The sequence below is a fragment of the Rhodococcus sp. LB1 genome (assembly GCF_001583455.1).
GTDB lineage: Bacteria > Actinomycetota > Actinomycetes > Mycobacteriales > Mycobacteriaceae > Rhodococcus_F > Rhodococcus_F opacus.
In genome coordinates this window covers 1-17,234 of record NZ_LTCZ01000170.1, presented here as the reverse complement: position 1 = coordinate 17,234, position 17,234 = coordinate 1, and the positions used below count along the sequence as shown (strand labels likewise).

The following is a 17,234-nucleotide window of genomic DNA, read 5'->3' as shown; positions in this document are numbered from 1 at the left end:
GATGAACCTGTCGTCCGGGACCATCGCAACTAACCGGAGGCGTCGATGTATCGCGGCCAGACAGGGATACACCTCGAAGGCGGCGGCCCAGAACGGGATTGCGTCGATCAAGGACAATGCAGCCTCCGCTCCCAACGAGGATTTGACCTGACCCGAGGACGTGGCCGACGGCGCGATGTGTGGCCGGCGGGGGTGGGGAGGGGATGCGCTTCGGAGGTCGTCGTCGTGGCGAAAGAGTGGCCGCACGAAAACCGTGATTGCAGTCGGCGATCCGAAAAGGTCCTCGTTCGCAGGCTTTCCCGATGGTCTCGAGTCGACCTTGTGCGGCCGGGTTGTGTCGGCGCCGCGGTATCTGGTTTCTACGGTGGGGTCAGGCAGGCCGTGGTGGGAATGGTGATCTCGGCTCTGCCGTCGAGGCCAGGCAGTAGGTAGTGCGGGCAGGTGACCAGATGACGCGGCACGGGTATCGCTTGCCGGTCGGTGTTGAGCTCCTGCGTCGCGCCATCGCGGACGGTCACTACGCGGACCTGCTGTCGACGACGCTCGCCGATGCGCACCCCATAGGGCACTGTCAGGTTGGTGAGCGGCCGTGTCTCTGGGAGCATCGATGGGCGTGACCACCGCAATGCCGTCGTACAAGGGCCACCGCTACCCACACCAGATCATCGCCCACTGCGTGTGGCTGTATCACCGGTTCCCGCTGCTTCCGCCAGGTGCAGGAGATGATGCTCGAACGCGGCATCGAGGTCTCGCACGAAACGATCCGGCAGTGGTGTGCAAAGTTCGGTCAGGACTACGCCGACCAGCTGCGACGCCGCAGGCCCCGACTCGGCGACAAATGGCACCTCGGCGACGTGTTCATCAGGATCAACGGAGCACAGCATTTTTTGGCGCGCTGTCGACCAGCACGGCGACGTGCTCGACGTGCTGGTCCAGTCGCGTCGAAACGCCGAGGCGGCCAAGAAGTTCTTCCGCAAACTCCGCGAGGGCCTGCAGTATGTGCCGCGCGTGCTGGTCACTGACGGGCTCGCCAGCTACCAGGTCGCTCACCGCGAGGTATTGCCCTCGGTGGAGCATCGCCGGTCCAGGTATCTGAACAACCGGGCCGAGAATTCCCATCAGCCGACTCGACAGCGGGAGCGGGCGATGAAACGCTTCAAATCGCCCGGGCACGCGCAGCGGTTCTTGTCCGCGTTCAGCGGCATCTCGCCACACTTCCGGCCGCGCCGGGATCTGCTGTCGACGACCGCATGGCGACACGAAATAACCGACCGCTTCGCAACCTGGAACGAAATTTCCGGCACGACCACGAACGCCGCTGCCGCCTGACCGATAAACGCGGGTAGTCTGTGCACGTCAACCGATTCGGGCAACGACATCGCAGCCCGAATCATCAAGACACTGAATCAACTTGACAGTGCCGCTCCCACGGTTACCAGCGGCAGCGGACGAAGAGCGTCCCCGCCGAGCGTTCTGAGGAACGGGCGCTGGACCCGTTGCTTTTCGACCAGCCCACAGGGACGCGCACGTGTCCATTGACACGGTTCAGTCAGTCGAGTTGGAGGACGTCGAGCAGCTTCCCGGTGATGGTGAGAAGCTGGTCGTCTTGGTTGGCGGGCAGGGAGATCAGCATTCCGGCGGAGGCGTTGCCGAAGGCACGCAGCGGGTAGCTGATTCCGCAGGTGCCCAGGTAGCTGAGCAGCATGGTGGTGCGCAGTGTGCTCGCGTTGTAGTGGTCGTATGCGGTGATGTTGCCGAGGAGATGGTGTATCGGCGGGGGATTGTGCCGGACCGTGGGGCACATCAGGAGTGCGCCGTCCAGTTCCCGGGTGAACTGGCGTCGAAGGTGAATCATCTGCGAGAGGAGCTGTCCTAGAGAGGAAGTTGGCGACTGATTCTGTGCGAGGCGCCGCAGTGTCGCTGCTTCGACATGGGGCGCGTGGGGGAGAAGATGACCGTGCCGGGCGAGTGCTTCGGCACCGACGATTGTTCCGTAGGTGTCCATGAGGTGCTGGGCTTCGATCATCGCGGAGATGGGTTTGGTGACGATATCTGTGCCGGTGTCGGCGAGAGCTGCGATTGCACTGTCGAACGGTCCCCTCACGTCGGGTGCGCAGTCGTCGATCCACTCCCCGGTGGGAACGACGACGCGGGGTGGAGTTTGTGATCGTGTGGTTGTCGGTGAGCGGATGACCGCGAAAACATGGTCGAGCGCAGCGATGTCCGACAACGTGCGGGCGATGATTCCGACGCTGTCGAGTGTTGTGGACAGGGGCAGGAAATCGTGTGGGCCGTACCTGCCGGCGCTGGCTCGATATCCGACCAAACCGCAGAACGCTGCGGGCACCCGGACGGATCCCGAGGTATCCGTTCCCACGGACAGCGGGGCTACGCCGGCGGCTACGGCGGCCGCCGCCCCAGAGGATGACCCGCCAGGGGTGAGGGGCGCGTCGCTGCTGTTGGGGTTGACGGGGGTCCCGAAGTAGCTGTTGATGCCCAGACCTGAGAAGGCGAACTCGCTCATGTTTGTTTTGCCGACGGTCACGAGTCCGCGTTGATGGGCGTGCCTGACCAGCCGACTGTCCTGGCCGGCAGGGGTCTGGTCCAGTCTGCTGCGTGATCCGGCGGTGGTGACGGTGCCTTCGACGTCGAAGAGGTCCTTCCAGACGATAGGAATCCCGTCGAGGATTGATCGCGGGGCATCCCTCGCTCGGCGGCGGTCACTGGCCCGTGCTTCGCGGTGACCGCGTTCGGTGGTGGTTGTGATCAACGCCGAGCGGGCAGCTGGCAAGGTCGTCCGGAGCATTGCGGTGTCGAGAAGATCCACCGCGGCCACTTCGCGCGTTGCCAGTTGGCGCGCCATGCTCAGTGCGGTTTCCGGCGCCGAGTTCATAAAGTCGGTCCCGGCCGCACCGGCGAGTCAGCGGCTGCGGAGAGTGCGCCGGCCCATAGAATTACACCCTGTGAGGTGCTTGCGGACGTTTCCGACAGCGGGCGTCCTGCGTCAGCGGTTCTCCCCTTGCTCAGCAACCACCGTGGTGATTCCGGTGTGCCGGCGCGCATCAAGATCGTGGCGATCCCGAAGGCGGCCGGACCGGCCAGCATGAATCGCCACGCGTCGGGTCCGAGGAAGGACAGGGCCCACCCGACGGCCGCGACAGCGGCGGCCCCGCCGGCCCACACCACGAACAGCGACCCCAACAGACGTCCGCGATATTTACCGAATCCGCCGAGGAAGGGGCCACCACACGAGAACACCGTGAGTTTCTTGTGAAAGCCGGTCAGCGGCGAATCGATGGGCCGGATGTGGGCATGAGGATCTTTCGCGTCGAGGGGGTGTCGCGTCGGCTGTGGGGCTATGCCGGGAAGGAGAACCACGTCCCGAGGTCGGTGAACTGTCAGGCGACTCGGCCGAGAGGGTTGAGTCGGCGGACGTCGATGCGTGTCGTCGCTGAGGTCCGTGGCGAGGTGGAAGGTCATGACTTCTCCGATGATCAGCAGGTCGCTTCCCGGTCGGAGTGTGTGTCGCACTATGCATTCCATGCTGACAACGGCGTCCCTGATTCGTGGGGGACGTTGGCGTGCAGAGGGAAGCGCGGCGACGCCAACGACGTCGAATTCGTCGACGTCGTGCCGATGGTCGAGGCTCGTCAGATGTAGTGCGTGAGCGGAGGGCACCGACACCGTGTTGACGACGAACTCACCCGTGGCTTCGATGTTCGCGGCGCTGTCCTCGACGGCGCCGCCTGCCTTCGGCTCGATGCTCAACAGCAACATCGGGGGGCGCGAGGAGACGATGGTGTAGAAACTGAAGGGTGCCAGATTGTTCACCCCGGTCGCACTGACGGTGGATGTCCAGGCGATCGGTCGCGGAACGACGCTGGCGGTGAGGATTTGGAACGTCTCCCTGGCCGAGAGGTCCAGTGCAGCGATGCTCGGCATGCTGGGTCTCGTTTCGTCATCGGGGATGGCAGCGTGGATAGCCATTGTTGGTCGGTAGTGGGCTACGACGAGTGCCGCTCGCGCGCGAGGACTTCCGATTCGCTTTCGTGTTCGGTCTGTTGTTTGTGCCATGCCGCGAGGCCGAGACGTTCGGCGTCGGGCGACCGGAGGCGTGTCGCGCTCAGGGCGACGTATACAGCTGCGCTGACAGGCAGACCCAACAGCCAGCTCAGGTCGGTGCCGCCGAGTGCGTGCGCTACTGGGCCGACATAGATCACGCTGTTCATGGTCATGACGGTGGTGAGCATGCCTGAGCCGAGCGCAATCCATCCTGGGATGTTCCAACCGTTGCGTCCCCAGTACTGCCCGCGCGGGGATCGGTCGTGCAAGTCGGTGGGATCCCAACGCCAGCGTCGGAGGATGGCGTCCGAGACATAGACCCCCCCGAAGGGGCCCAGCCATACCACCAGCAATGATGCGAATGTCTCGAGGCTGTCGAGGAATCCGCCACTGGCGAGGACCCAGAGCGTGACTCCGGCCGCGATGACGGCGTTGAGGACGGTGGCGAAGAATCGGGAGATGGGGACGCCCAGCGCCTGGAGGGTAAGCCCCGCCGAGTAGAGGGTCGGGACGTTGTTGGCGAGGGTGCCGAGCACGGCGGCAAGCAGGAATACCGCGTAGATCGCGATGGGCAGCGCATCCTTCGGGCCGGCCAGCGGGTCCGACATGTCGACCTGCGAGGCCAGTTCGGCGCCCAAAAGCCCTAGTAGAACTGCCACTCCGCCGCCGCTCGCGAACAACGTCCACGAAACCTTGCGGGCACTGACGTCGCGCGGCAGGTAGCGGAACCATTCCGGTGAGCAGAAGAGGTACGCCAGCGGCCCCGATGCGTTGGCGGCAATCGCCACCGTCATCAGCGCAAGCACATGTCCGGTATCGAGGCTTTGCCCGTCAGCCCAGTGCGCACCACCGAGGGTGGTGGCAAGTACGAGTATCAGGGCGACGACGAGGATGACGGCGGCTATGCGCTGTAGCCAGATCATTGCAGCATGACCGAGGGCGGCGACCGCCACTGACAGGCCGATGACGGCGAGCACGGCGAGGACCTCGGTTGTTCGACCGGGGTCAGCGATTCCGATGACGGGAAGAAACGCAAGAATCGCGAGAGCTGCGAGGATTGTGTTGAGGGCTTCGAACGCCACTAGCGCCCCCCAGGTCAAGGCAACATTCGGTTGATTGCCTTTGGGTCCGAATGCGGATCGAGTGAAGGTGAGCGTGGGCACGCCAGCTCGCGGGCCAGCGACGCAGGCCACGCCGACGTACGCGAAGAAGGAGCATCCGATGATCACGGAGATCAGCGCTTGCCAGAGGTTGAGACCGAGTGTGACAGCGACAACTCCTAAACTGACGGGTACGAAATTGGCCTGGGTGCCGGCCCAGAACAGCGCTGCTTGGCGCAACGTCATGGTGCGTTCGTCGAGCGGGATGAAATCGAAGCCGTGTTTCTCGACGTGGAACGCACTCTGTTGGGGTGCGGCGGCTGAGGTGGCGAGTTCGGAGGGCATAACGGTTCCTCGGTGAGCCGGTGGGGGATGGACGTGGGTGTGGTGCGCAGCGGGGTGGCTGGGAACCGGTGTGATGCCGCAGCTCGAGTCCTGGCGTGACGGCGCGGTGATCGAGGTGGGCGAGGGCCTCGTCAGCGCGGCGGCGGCGCCGGCAGCCATTCCTCCGGCTCGGGATACTCGAAGTCGGGCGGAAAATGGTACGTCTCGAAACAGGTTGTCGTGGCGGCCTCGGTGTCGAAGAATGCGAACGAGTTCCCGTCCGCCCACAAACCGGACTGGGTCTTCTCGAAGCCGCGTTCGGCGAACATCTTGATGCGTTCCTCCCACGGCGCGCCATTGCAATCAAAGGCCACGTGGTGGATTCCCTCGCCGTGATTTTCCAGGAACTCCGCCATGATGCTGCGGCCCTCGATCGGCTGCATCAGTTCCCAGGTGATGTTGTCGTTGATGGCGAAGGCCACTTTCAGTGAGAATTCACTCTCAGCACCTCGGTAGGTTTGATCTTGCACGTTCGATGAGCTGAACGTGTAGACCCGCCACGGTCCGATGCCGAGCCGGATCAGTCCCTCGATGGTCTTTCGATAGTCGGCGGTCACAATGCAGATCTCGATGACGTTTCCGAGGAAACTGTTGCTCAGCCTGTATTCGTCGAGCACGTCGGGGATGGAAACTGGCAATGAAGTCATGTGTGGTCCTTGGTCGCGTGGCGAGCAGCTCCACCCGATGGGGTGATGTAGCCCATACAAACACCGCCTGACCCGCCGCGGTAGTGTGTGTTTATCCACCAGATCGGCGGAGAAGGTGTAGAGAGTCACAGTTATGGTGCTATCGGTCGGGGCATTACTAGCGGACCCCACCTTGGAGCTGACGTTGCTCGTGCGGGGCGCGGGAGATATCGGCAAGGACGAAGTGTTGTGGTTGCACAACACCGAACTACCGGATCCCGCACCGTACATTCGTGAGACTGAGTTGGTCCTGACCAACGGGCTGTGGCATACCAGTATCACCGCCGATGCTTTCGTCGGCTCCCTCGTCAGGGCACGTGCGAGTGGACTCGTGTTCGGCTTGACCAAGGAAACGCCGCAGGTCCCCCCGGATCTGGTCACCGCATGCGAGAACGCGCGCATCACCCTCCTGAAGTTGTCCATCGAGGTGCCCTTCACCGCCATCACGCAAGCGGCCGCGAAGATCCAGAGCGAAGCCAGAACGGATGTTCTCGAGGGAATGATCCGCCGTGGCAACGCCCTCGCAGCCTCGTTGACGCGTGGCGCCGGCGCCACCGGGGTCCTCGAGATCCTCAGCAAGGACTACGATCTGCCGTTGCTCGTCGTCGACCGCGCAGGGTCGTGCCTGGCCGCCATGGGAGAGGCGGCCAAGGGAATTGACAGTGACCAACTGCGGATCGCCGGCCAGGCGCTTGCACAGCATCCACCACCGCTGGAAGTGACTCTGTCCGGAGTAGGTTCTGCAGTGGTGTATCTCGTCGAAGGTGCCGTGGGTTCGGTCGACGCGGGCCTGCTGTGCTTGAAACCGCTCCATGAACTCGAACGGAACGAGCAGGCCGCGCTCGAGCAGGCCGCCCGATTCTTGAGCTTGGAGGTCGCGAAGAAACAGGCCCTGCATGCGATCGAGTCCCGCTTCTCCGGGGAAGTGCTCGAGATGATCCTCTCCGGAGCAGCACGGGCCGCCGAGGTCCCCGATCGGTTGCGCGCCTTCGGTATCGACCCGTCGGGCCCGCTGGCCGTTCTCACCATCGCCGTCGGAGCTGCAGATGCACCGCCCGAGGGATCGACCGAGGAGGTCGAACAGTTTTTCAGGAGCCGTGGTACGCCGGTGATCGTTGCCGCCGGGAGCCATGACATCGTCACCATCTTCCCCTGGACGAATACAGGTGCCCTTGCCGATCTGGCAGAGTCCCTCGCAGAGGTCCTGGCGTTACGTCTCGCTCTCGACCGGACCGTCGTGGGCATCGGTGAGTTGGCCCGGAACGCAGCAGGATTGCGTGATTCGCTTGTCCGCTCGCGCGAGGCATGCCACGTGCTCAGACGGCGGAGCAGGGGACCGAGGACCGCGACGTTCGCAGAGGTCGGCACCCATCGGATGCTGCTCGGTCTGCACGACCGCACAATCCTGCGGCGTTTCGCCGATGACGTTCTCGGTCCCCTCCGAACGGCAGATGCACGAAATGGCAGCGAACTCGAACGAACGCTGCGCGCTTTTCTCCGCAACGACGGCCACTGGTCGGCCACCGCCACCGACCTCTACGTGCACGTCAATACGTTGCGAAACCGTATTTCACGCATCACGGAGTTGACCGGCCGCGACGTCAACAAGGTCGAGGACGCGGTTGATCTGTTCCTCGCTCTGGAAGCGGACGAGATGGGGTAGGGGGCGGTCAGAGTGGATAGACGTCGGGCGGAACAGGAGGCCGCACCAGCCGGCGAGGACTGATCGATGCGTCATCTCGAACCGCCTGCGCGAGATCTCGGCAGCGGGCGAAGTGGACATCGCCGGCCTCGAGTGTCTCCTCGATGAACGTCCGTAACGCCATTATCCGCCCGGGTCTTCCAGACAAGAACGGATGCATGCAGAGATTGAACAGGCATTGGTACCGGCGCATCCCATCGAGTTCTGCGCGCCACATCTCGGTGACCTTCACAGGGGACTCGATGACCGAACCGATATGCGGATCCGGCAGAAACGCGTATTGCTCCCAATCATCGAGCGACCAGTGGACCGGCAGCTCGACTATCGGCGTCAAGTTCGTGGCGATTTCATAGGGACGATCGTCGCCCATGAGGGATGAGTCATAGATCAGGCCGTACTCGGCGACCAAACTTGGCGTCTGCCAGCTCGCTCCCCAGGAGGCTGCGCGGTGGCCAGCGATCTCGATTCGCTGGCTGCTGAAAACTTCTACGGCACGTTCGAAGTCAGCTCGCTCCTCGTCAGCGGTCATCGACGTCGGCGACCGATGACTGTACGAGTGATGAGCCACCTCGTGTCCACGCTGGACGATCGAGTCCGCCAATCCGGGACGATGCTCGGCGACCCACCCGGGGATGAAAAAAGTCGCGGGAACATTCATGTCCTCGAGAAGGTCGAGTATTCGTGGAACTCCGACATCGGGGCCGTAAGACTGATGCGACATCGTCATGAGATTGTCGGCGTATCGACGACCTTCTGCGAGGACCGGCGTCTCCGCATCGACATCGAATGTCAACGTGACGACCGCCGCGGCACCGTTATGCCAGGTTCCCATCCGGTTCACTCCTTTGTGTCCGCGCCGAGCCCAAGGGTGCCCGCGTCCCCGATCTCACCACGGCCCATTGCCTGGCGTTGTCAATTGTCGCGACCGGCTCGAGCATCGAGTGATCGAACCTGTCGAAATCGTCTACTCCGGCTCCCTGGGCGAGCCTGCGGGGAAGATCGGGATTGGCCAGTGCCCCGCGCCCCAGCGAAACAAGATCGGCGTGTCCGCCATCGAGAACATTCTTGGCCTGCTCGAGATCATGCATACCCCCATTCGCGATGACAGGCAGCAGTTTCGATGCTTGGTTGGCGACCTGTGTGATCGTGCGTCCGTCCGCCATGCGTGCTGTCTCGACGAAATTCCTGCCTTCACTGGCGATATGCAAATAGTCTGCACCCGCTGCTGCGACCGTGGTAAAGACGACTTCGGCATCGCCTATTCCCCCGGGCCACCGATAGGTGAAATCGTTGACCTTCGTCTGGGAGAGTCGGACTCCGACCGTCATCTGGTTCCCCACCGCGCGCCGCACTTCCCGCACGATCTGCTCGGTCAGTCGTATGCGCCCACTGATATCACCGCCGAAAGAGTCAGTTCTGTGGTTCGTGTAGTCGGTGAGAAACTGGTCCAACAGATACCCATTGGCCGCGTGAATCTCCACTCCGTCAAATCCGGCGTCGAACGCATTCCGTGCCGCGCTGACGAATCTGAGGGTGACCTGGGTGATGTCGTCGAATCGCATCGCACGGGGAACCGGCCATCGTCCGGCCCCGCCATACTCCGCCAGCATCATCCCTCGCGGGGCGAGCGGCGATGGGGCGATGGACTCGGCACCGTAGTAGTTGCCCTGGGCAAGCGCGCCCGCGTGCATCAGTTGCGCAATGACACGTCCACCAGCATCGTGGACACGGTCCACGACCCGTCGCCAGCCCTCCACATGACGGTGCGATACAAGCCCGGGCTGATTGAGATAGCCCTGGCTATGCGTGGCATCCGTGTAAGTGCCCTCGGTAATGATCAGCCCGAACCCGCCTGCTGCGAACTCGCCGTAGTAATCGGCCATCTCTGTAGTGGGGGTTCCGTCAGCGTTCGCCGAGACCCGGGTCATCGGTGCGACGACCAGACTATTTGCGAGTCCCAGCACCCCGATCCTGGCGGGGCGTAGCGCGGAGTGCCGTTTCGGCGCAGAGCTAGTCATTCGCGATCGACCCTTGTGTTTCAGCATCGGCAAGAAGATCGATCGCCAATGCGGTCGGGCGCTCACCGTTTATGGCAGTGAGATCTTGAGGACACGCCGACAGGACCAGAACGCAGTCCATAGCTGCTTCGAAGGTGACCGCTTCGCCGCCGCGGGTGGGTGCCGAGAGCCAACTCAGACCGCCATCCCCGGCGACCGGTATCCGCATGAAGATATTGATCGGCTGTGGGACCACCTGACTCGTCAGCCCGAGTTCCGCCAATGCCGAATGGAGGTTCTCCGCGCAGGACGCGTGCCCAGTCGCGCCCAGAGCGGCGTAGCGGGCGGGATCGCACGCCGCGATCAGCATGTCGTGAATACCGGGCGATGTGTCAGCGACCAGTGTCAGGATGGGACGGCGCCGATTGGTGACGAATGACTCCCCCACAAGAGGAAACAGGCGGCTGTTGTGTGCGCGCGTGTGCGACGCGCTGTGGAACTCCGAGACGTCATCCGCCGAGAAAGCGAACACATCACCGACCTGGCCGCCATCGATATCTTCTAGTCGCACCCGTTGCCCCCTGGTGAGAACAACTGCTCGGCCCTGCCGTGGTGGTACAACGATCCGACTCTCGTTCATCAACTTCATGAGTTCCATCCAAGACACCCCGCAGACAAGCGGCAATGGCGTTTCATACAGCCTGTGCAGGAAGCTGATGAATGATCACACATCGAGGGCGCACAGCGGCTCGGTGGCCGCGGCGTCCTGCCGGGTGGCGCGATCGCCTTTCCATGCCGGAGTCCGTGCACGCACACGCACAGCGTTGCGGTGTCGTCGTCGGAGCTGAATTGACTCGCGAAACGACTGCCAGTAACGCTGCAGCGTCGCGATCGCCTGCTAGTGGTGTGTCTAGCTGATCTTTTCGAGAGCAATTCGTCCACGGCCGACTTTCGCGAGGATGGAGTCGGCCGTCGCGGTCCAGACGTACGGACGTGGAGGTCATTGTGCGCGTCGAGGTATTCCTGGATCGAATCGATCAGATCGTGTACCGAGTGAAACACCCCGTGCCGCAGCGCTTTGTCCGTCAACTCTCGGAACCAGCGCCCGACGAGATTGAGCCAGGACGAGGAGGTAGGTGTGTGCAATTGGAACCGCGGATGTTTGGTGAGCCAGGCTTGGACGTTCGGGTGCTTGTGGTGGCGTAGTTGTCGAGGATCAGATGACCACAGGCAGCGACGCCTGAGTGCGGTCGAGGGCTTGCACCGACGACTTCTCATCCGCGCACAACACGATCGCCTTCTCCTGCGGGTTCAGGTAGAGCCCAATAATGTCGACGAGCTTCTCCTCGAACCGAGGATCGTTCGACAATTTGAAGGTGTCGACCCTATGCGGCTTGAGGCCCCGGGCCGACCACACGCGCTGCACTTTGTCTTTCGAGACCCCGACTGCGTCAGCCATTGTCCGGCAACTCCGATGAGTTTCTCCCTCGGGGCGATAATTCTGCGTCAGATACAGAATCTTCTCGATCGTCTCCTGCGGAATCGAGCCTCGGAGCGGAGCGAGTGCGGCCCGCCCATGATGGGCGGGCCGCACATCGAGCGGGGCGGAGTGGTGCTATTTCTTCGGGGTCGGGGGTGCGTTCAGCAGGGTGATGAACGGATCGGCGTTGGCGGCCATGGCGCCGAGGCCGCCGATCGCGGTGCCGGCGAGGGAGGCGCCCGCGCCGACCAGTAGTGCGCCGCCGATGCATCCTGCCACTGGGCCCGCGCCGAACAGCAGTGCGGCGGGTGCGGAGATCACGGCCCCGGCTACTGCGCCGAGGAGGCAGCCGCCGACCAGACCGGTGGCCGCGCCGAGGAAGCCGCCGACGGCTGCGGTGAGGGTGATGTTGTCCTTGACTCCGGCGGTGGCGGCGGGGAGGTCGACCTGCCGCAACGGGAGGTTGACGGGGGTTGCTGCGGCCGGGTTGGTGTCGGTGGTCAGGGTCGCGGTGCGGCCGTTGATTTGTGCGGCGACGGGGTGTGCGAAGCCGTCGACGGCGAGCGACAGGGGCACGGACTCGACGGTGGTGCCGTTGGCGTCGCGGACGATCAGGTGGTTGTTCTCGTTGCTCAGTGACCCGGCCGTGGTGTCGATGATGACCTGGTCACCGTTGCGGGTGAGGTTCCACCCGACCCCGGCGGCCGGGGCCGGTGCGGGTTCCGCGTGGGCGGTGCCGGCGACGATTCCCATCGACGCGATGGTCATGGCGGCGACGGCCATCAGTGTGGACATTTTCATTCTCGGGGGTTTCCTTCTCGATGTTTGTGTCGGGTCCGTACGGTCCCTGCTGTGCTGGACTTGTCCGGCGGATGACGGCAGCGTCGGTGGACGCGGCCGAAGGCGCTGAATTGCCGTCGTGAGGGTGTTGACCCGCACGCTGGGCGTGCAGCAACCAAGGCTGGGATGGTGTTCTGCTGAACGGGGTTCCGTGGATGAGTCGGCGTTCCCGTGCGTTCCCGTTCGTTCCCGTTCGTTGTTGCTCAGAGAGCAGGCGTGAGAGTGCCGGTCGTGGAGGGTGTCGAGGCGGTCGGTCGCCGGAGGTACATGGTCCAGGTGATCGCGGCGCAGATGATGTAGAACGCGGCGAACACCCAGAACGCTGTGGTGGCGGACTTGTGTGTCCCAAGGTAGGAGGCGCGCAGGACGAGGTTGATGGCGACTCCGCCGAGGGCGCCGACGGCGCCGGCGATGCCGATCAGTGCTCCGGACATGGTGCGCGACCAGACGGCGGCGGTGGGTGCGTCGTGGGGGTGCAGTGCTGCGGCTTTCGCCGCGAAGATCGCCGGGATCATTTTGTAGACGGATCCGTTGCCGATTCCGGAGATGACGAACAGCAGGATGAATCCGACGACGTAGGCGGTCATGATGGTGGTGTTCGCGGCCCCGGGGGTGGAGTCGTCCACGGTACCGGCGACGACGAGGACACCGGCGGATGCCATCATCGCCACGAAACTGTAGAGGGTGATCCGGCCGCCGCCGACCTTGTCTGCCAGGCGTCCGCCGAGTGGGCGGGACAGCGACCCGAGAAGCGGTCCGATAAAGGCGATTTGCGCGGCGTGCAGGGCGGCGGTGGCTTGCATGGCGGGGGCCGCCGGAGCGCCGTTGGTGAGTCCGGCGAGGAAGTTCAGTTGCAGGATCTGGCCGAAGGCGAAGCTGAATCCGATGAACGATCCGAATGTTCCGATGTAGAGGAACGAGACGATCCAGGAGTCACGGAATTTGAGTACATCGAGCAGGGATCGTGCGTCGGTCTTCTGGTCGGTGAGGTTGTCCATGTAGAGGGCGGCGATCACGGCGGCGATGCCGATGAGCACCAGGTACACCGCGCAGACGATCTGAGGGCTGCGGTTGCCCCAGGTGGCGATCACCAGCAGGCCGATCAACTGGATGGCCGGAACACCGATGTTCCCGCCGCCCGCGTTCAAACCCAGGGCCCAGCCCTTGAGTCGTTGCGGGTAGAACGCGTTGATGTTGGTCATCGAGGACGCGAAGTTCCCGCCGCCGAGTCCGGCGAATGCGGCGACGATCATGAACGTGGTGTAGCCCGTTTCAGGCCGCGAGATGAAGTACAGGGTCAAGGTCATCGGAACCAGCAGCGCCAGTGCGCTGATGATGGTCCAGTTGCGGCCACCGAACGTGGTGGTGGCGAAGGTGTAGGGCAGGCGGAGAACCGCGCCGACCAGGGTGGGGATGGCAACGAGGAAGAACTTTCCGGCTGCATCGATGTGGTAGACCGCCGCGGGCATGAACAGCACCATCACCGACCACACCGACCACACCGAAAACCCGATGTGCTCGGCGAGGATGGAGCCGAGGAGGTTGCGGCGGGCAATGTTCCTCCCGCCCGCCTCCCAGGCGGCCACGTCCTCGGGGTCCCACTTGTCGATCCGATGCCCGATCGATACCGGGGCAGGCGATGAGTTCGAAGGGCGCTGAGATAATGTTGTCACGGCTTAACTCCTGAGATTGAAGATTCGCAGAACCATAGAGACGGAATATGTCCGCTCGATGGCCGGTGGTGTCGGGGCGCTTACACTTCGCTCACCCCGACAACTGCGCCGAAGACAGCACCCCGAAACAACACCGTGACCGTTGCGCAACACACGTTACATATCCATATGCCCTGGTTGGAGCGTGTTTTCCCGATCACGGGACAGGCGGTGTTCCTCGCCGCGGTGTTCCTGGCCGCAGCGCAGGGAGGTGTTGATCGCTGCGGTCGCCTGGTGGGCATCGGCGGTGAGTGTGGTGATCGTGCGGGCACTGCTGATTCGAAGGCGTCCTGCCCGAACGCTTCAGGGCGGACCGGAGTGGTGGGATCTCGACCAGGCTTACCCCACCGAAGACGGAGCGTCATGGCAAGCTCGGGCACGATGTTTCCGATCATGCGCGGTCAAGGCCCGCACAATCGGATCGGCAGCGCTCCACATTCCCGCGGTCAACCCGACCTTCTCGACCGTGCCCCACAGCAGCACCGTCGGTGTGTGACACGACATCGGTCCGGAGGCCGAGGCCGAGACAGACACGGAAGATAGGACGTGGATTAACGCGCACCGAATAGACATCGAAGTCGACTGTGCTGCCAAGCTGCCGAGGAAGAGTCGTCACAAACCGCGGCGACACAATTCGCCTCGACGTACTGGGTGCGGTGATTGAGGAAGTCGTGCAGGATCACAGCGAGCTGGCCACGTGCCGGCCGGAGTGCGCCGTCGTGGTCAACGCCCGATCCTGGATGAATGTCATTGACATCGTGCGGGTTCCAGGGTCGATTCGGCGGAAATGCAGAACCGACCGCCCTGGGGGCGGGACGGCGTCGACGGTGCCTGCCCGCCGCGTGGGGTCTGGTCTGACTGCGAGTGAGCCACCGGTGTCACAGGTTTCCCAGTCGCAGGGCAGCACGCAGGCTGGGGGAGAGGATTTGTGGACGGTGTCCTGCCGCAGGTTGGGCTGTCCGCGGTCGGTGAGAATCTTCTCGGTGTCCCGCACCGAGATGGGTGCAGGTCGATTCGGGTGCGCAGGAGATGAGCGACAGGGCTGGGGTATGGGTATGGGGATGGCGTCGGAGTCCACGACGGCGGGCGGGAAAGATCTACTCCTTGTCGTCGGTCGCCTTGGGGACACGTCACGCCGCTGCGGTCGGTCACCGGGTTGGTTGGGGCGCATCCAATCCATTTGGTGTATCGCAGCAGCCACGCGGGGGGAGGGGTGCACGTCGGTGTGGAGGCCACTCTTGTTCCTCGTCGGCGCTGGGTTGTTAGACGGTGTTGTGCCACAAAAGTATCCGGGTGTCCGTGGTGGTGAGGAAGTCGGGTTCGGCGCGAACGCGGCCGCCGACCCCCGCGTCGGTGGTGCGGACCCCGCGTGAGAACTCCGGTCGGCGGTGTCCGTGGCTGTGTTCGGTGGCGGTCCGGCCGAGCTACAGGCGGAGCTTCCTGACATGGCAACCTTCACGGCAGACCCACCGTGGGCAGCCTCCGGGTGACGAATTGTCGGAAGTAGTCGATCTTCGGGGTGGTCACCAGCACCGGGAGGAGCAGGTCCCACGCCATCGCGGTACGCGTGGGCAGGGCGACAGGGTTGTCGGTGGCCAGGAGGCGTGCTCCGGCGAAGAGTTCCACCAGGAGCTGACCGACTGCGTCCGGATCGGTGTTCTCGCGCAGGTCGCCCTCGTCGATTGCTCGGCGGGCCAGGAGTTGGTAGGTGGATGTCCAGGTCGCGAAGGTGTCCGTCTCTGAACTTCGGTAGTCGCCCATTTCGGTGATGAGGCGGAATGTTGCCCCCATCACCGCGTCGTTGAGGGCGGCGTCGACGGTGACGAATGAGATGCCGATCATGGCCTCGAATGCCGGCGTGGGGGAGGCGAGATGCGGGGTGCACACGGCAGTGAACCGGCTCGTGCCTTCCTCGATGACGGCGCGGGCGAGTTCTTCCTTGGAGGCGTAGTGAAAGTACAGTGCCCCCTTGGTGGCCAGGGCCTGGGTGAGGATCTCGCTCAGCTTCGTGTCTGCGTAGCCGCGGCGGGTGAACACCTCGGCCGCGGCATGGAGCAATGCGCGACGAGTGACTTCCGCCCGCTTCTGGGTGGCCATCCACCTGCCCTTCGAGTACCGAGATCATCTGGCCGGACGGCTGTCCTGAACCGTCCTGAATGGGGTCGAACGACGCACTGCACATGCATACCCGATGCGGAGGTTCGTCGCATGGTGTTCTGTGTGGCCCCCTATTCTGCAAGGCTTTCCGGCCTCGTAGAAGATGACCCGCCGCCCGGATTTCGGATTTCGGATTTCGTCGACAAGGACTGCCCCAGGGGTGAGCCGGACGGGCGACGGCGTTCAGGGCGGCGGCCGGCGGCTGCACTTCGGGCGTTCCCCCCGAGATGTGGACACCAGTTCCTATGCGGCGGTGGCCAGCCTAGCCGATCGCTGCTCGTACTCGATCGGACAGATTTGGCCGAGAGTGGAATGCCTCCTTCTGGTGTTGTATCGCGTGATCCAGCGGAACACGGCAGCGCGCGCCTCGCCCGCACTGTTCCAGCGCTTCCGCCCCTGCAACGTCTCCCGTTTCAACGTCGCGTTCAGCGATTCGGCGGCGGCGTTGTCCGCCGACGTCCCGACCGCACCCCGCGATGTCGTCACCCCCAACTCGCGGCAGAGGTCAGCGAACTCAGCCGATGCATATTGAGCCCCGTTGTCCGAGTTAAACCGAATTCCGCTTAACTCCGATTATGCCGAGGTTTTTGTTAAGCCGAGGAATCGGGGGGCGGGTCTGGTCAGTTGCCTGTTTCTGTCGGATTCTTCGGCTTAACGATTCAGGTTCATCGCAGGCTGTAGAGGGCTTGCAGTGCGTCTTCGGCGAGGGGGTGTTCGGCGGGGTCGCCGGGTGTTGGGGTGGCGGCGTCGACGGCGGCGCGCATCATGTCGATGGTGGAGAATGCGTAGAAGGCGGCGGTTGTCGAGACGTTTTCGTGGCCGAGAAGTCTCATGATGATCGGCAGTGGGATGCCGTGCCGGTAAAGGTCCATGGCCTTCGTTTTGCGCAGCATGTGGCAGTGGATCCTGGCCGGCATTGTGGGGCAGGTCTTTCGCGCGGTCGCCGCGGCCTGTTTGACTACGGCCGCGACGGTGTCGCTCGACAAGCCGACGGGCTGGCCGCCGCGGAGGCTGTAGAACAGCGGACGCGTCGCGGGTTGGCCCGCGATGTTCGGGTGGAATTCTTTCAGGTAGACGCGCAGGTGCTCGATCGTCTTGCCGGCAAGGGGCACGA

14 protein-coding genes and 3 pseudogenes are annotated in these 17,234 nt (G+C 63.7%); 3 read left to right on the top strand and 14 right to left on the bottom strand.

Annotated features, from left to right (window positions below):
• Position 1: 1 nt before the first annotated feature.
• Positions 2-151 (top strand): YegP family protein, encoded by a 150-nt coding sequence (locus tag AZG88_RS55075; RefSeq protein ID WP_082833437.1) that lies wholly within the window; start codon positions 2-4, stop codon positions 149-151.
• Between the two features lie 208 nt (positions 152-359).
• On the opposite strand, the gene AZG88_RS51940 is transcribed toward AZG88_RS55075, so the two are convergent.
• A complete protein-coding gene (locus tag AZG88_RS51940; RefSeq protein WP_156517587.1) occupies positions 360-605 on the bottom strand; it encodes a hypothetical protein in 246 nt (81 codons plus the stop codon).
• Between the two features lie 2 nt (positions 606-607).
• On the opposite strand from AZG88_RS51940, the pseudogene AZG88_RS23015 reads away from it, so the two are divergent.
• A pseudogene (locus AZG88_RS23015) lies at positions 608-1,329 on the top strand (IS6 family transposase).
• Between the two features lie 220 nt (positions 1,330-1,549).
• On the opposite strand, the gene AZG88_RS23010 reads toward AZG88_RS23015, so the two are convergent.
• From AZG88_RS23010 to AZG88_RS22995, 4 genes are all read right to left on the bottom strand, one after another.
• Positions 1,550-2,863 carry an amidase family protein gene (locus tag AZG88_RS23010; RefSeq protein ID WP_063886870.1) on the bottom strand — a complete coding sequence of 438 codons (1,314 nt, stop codon included), beginning with the start codon at positions 2,861-2,863 and terminating at the stop codon, positions 1,550-1,552.
• A 26-nt stretch (positions 2,864-2,889) separates the two neighbouring features.
• On the bottom strand, positions 2,890-3,942 hold the full coding sequence (locus AZG88_RS54005; RefSeq protein ID WP_061699274.1) for a flavin reductase family protein: 1,053 nt from the start codon (positions 3,940-3,942) through the stop codon (positions 2,890-2,892).
• Between the two features lie 62 nt (positions 3,943-4,004).
• On the bottom strand, positions 4,005-5,507 hold the full coding sequence (locus tag AZG88_RS54000; RefSeq protein ID WP_061699272.1) for a purine-cytosine permease family protein: 1,503 nt from the start codon (positions 5,505-5,507) through the stop codon (positions 4,005-4,007).
• Positions 5,508-5,638: 131 nt separating this feature from the next.
• The gene (locus AZG88_RS22995) at positions 5,639-6,163 is read right to left on the bottom strand and encodes a VOC family protein (protein ID WP_197487914.1); all 525 of its coding nucleotides are present in this window, start codon (positions 6,161-6,163) and stop codon (positions 5,639-5,641) included.
• Positions 6,164-6,326: 163 nt separating this feature from the next.
• Here AZG88_RS22995 and AZG88_RS22990 point away from each other — a divergent pair, with 163 nt between their 5' ends.
• Entirely contained in the window at positions 6,327-7,895 is a 1,569-nt protein-coding gene (locus AZG88_RS22990) for a PucR family transcriptional regulator (RefSeq protein ID WP_231914143.1), read from the top strand.
• 7 nt (positions 7,896-7,902) lie between these two features.
• Here the strand turns inward: AZG88_RS22990 and AZG88_RS22985 are convergent, their stop codons facing one another.
• The 9 genes and pseudogenes from AZG88_RS22985 to AZG88_RS50320 form a co-directional block, all read right to left on the bottom strand.
• Complete coding sequence (locus tag AZG88_RS22985) at positions 7,903-8,766, bottom strand: polysaccharide deacetylase family protein (RefSeq protein WP_061699267.1); 864 nt, start codon at positions 8,764-8,766, stop codon at positions 7,903-7,905.
• Positions 8,750-9,952, bottom strand: coding sequence for an oxidoreductase (locus AZG88_RS22980; protein ID WP_061699265.1), 1,203 nt, complete (start codon positions 9,950-9,952; stop codon positions 8,750-8,752). Before AZG88_RS22980 ends, AZG88_RS22985 begins: the two co-directional genes overlap by 17 nt.
• Positions 9,945-10,589: a DUF1989 domain-containing protein gene (locus tag AZG88_RS22975; RefSeq protein ID WP_061699263.1), complete on the bottom strand. Its 645-nt coding sequence runs from the start codon at positions 10,587-10,589 to the stop codon at positions 9,945-9,947. Before AZG88_RS22975 ends, AZG88_RS22980 begins: the two co-directional genes overlap by 8 nt.
• Before the next feature lie 252 nt (positions 10,590-10,841).
• Positions 10,842-11,525, bottom strand: a pseudogene (locus AZG88_RS50330) (transposase); the annotation flags it as partial.
• A 21-nt stretch (positions 11,526-11,546) separates the two neighbouring features.
• On the bottom strand, positions 11,547-12,212 hold the full coding sequence (locus tag AZG88_RS22965; RefSeq protein WP_061699258.1) for a hypothetical protein: 666 nt from the start codon (positions 12,210-12,212) through the stop codon (positions 11,547-11,549).
• 242 nt (positions 12,213-12,454) lie between these two features.
• Complete coding sequence (locus AZG88_RS22960; RefSeq protein ID WP_061699256.1) at positions 12,455-13,924, bottom strand: nitrate/nitrite transporter; 1,470 nt, start codon at positions 13,922-13,924, stop codon at positions 12,455-12,457.
• 1,494 nt (positions 13,925-15,418) lie between these two features.
• Positions 15,419-16,060: a ScbR family autoregulator-binding transcription factor gene (locus AZG88_RS22945; RefSeq protein ID WP_061699249.1), complete on the bottom strand. Its 642-nt coding sequence runs from the start codon at positions 16,058-16,060 to the stop codon at positions 15,419-15,421.
• 303 nt (positions 16,061-16,363) lie between these two features.
• Positions 16,364-16,687, bottom strand: a pseudogene (locus AZG88_RS50325) (transposase); the annotation flags it as partial.
• A 98-nt stretch (positions 16,688-16,785) separates the two neighbouring features.
• A partial coding sequence (locus tag AZG88_RS50320; protein WP_156517585.1) for a tyrosine-type recombinase/integrase occupies positions 16,786-17,234 on the bottom strand: 449 nt, incomplete at its 5' end.